The sequence below is a fragment of the Kitasatospora sp. MBT66 genome (genome assembly GCF_000710405.2).
In the GTDB taxonomy this organism is placed as follows: Bacteria; Actinomycetota; Actinomycetes; order Streptomycetales; family Streptomycetaceae; genus Kitasatospora; species Kitasatospora purpeofusca.
This window is the reverse complement of the sequence record NZ_JAIY01000015.1, coordinates 1-406: the sequence shown is the minus strand read 5'-3', so window position 1 is coordinate 406 and position 406 is coordinate 1. Positions and strand designations below refer to the sequence as shown.

General features: G+C 70.4%; 1 protein-coding gene. It reads right to left on the bottom strand.

Going from position 1 to position 406, the window contains the following annotated elements; genetic code table 11:
- Positions 1-113: 113 nt before the first annotated feature.
- Positions 114-359, bottom strand: a complete 246-nt coding sequence (locus tag BI06_RS35150; protein WP_043475182.1) for a hypothetical protein — start codon at positions 357-359, stop codon at positions 114-116.
- Positions 360-406: the final 47 nt, after the last annotated feature.

Sequence of the window (406 nt, the reverse complement as noted above, 5' to 3'; positions counted from 1 at the left end):
GTATCCGGCCTCTGCGAGCCGGGCCGTCTCGGTGCCGTCGGGGTCGGCGACATCGGCCCCGATGCGGTCGAGGAACGACCAGTGCGAGAGGAGGGCGAAGTCCTGGGCGCTGATCACCGGCCGCCCTCCATCTCGCGGATGAGCGCTTCGAGTTCGGCGGTGAGGTCGAGCAGCAGGTCCCGGCTGTCGTACGCCCGGGAGTCGTCCATCTCGTCGTAGTCGCCCATGTAGCGGTCTTCGGCGGGCTGGTCGGGGTGGTCGGGGTCGTACGTCGGGATGCTCTCCCGGAAGGTGGCTTCCCAGTCGCGTTCGTGGCGGCGGACGCGGTCAACGAGGGTCTGGAGCTGTGCGGCGGACATGGCGCTGTTCCTTGCGTGCGGGTGCGGGTGGGGGTGGGGCCTGGTGC

Bases quoted from the DNA above. Each gene is read 5' to 3' on its own strand.
- BI06_RS35150 (WP_043475182.1), bottom strand. From the start codon at position 359: ATGTCCGCCGCACAGCTCCAGACCCTCGTTGACCGCGTCCGCCGCCAC.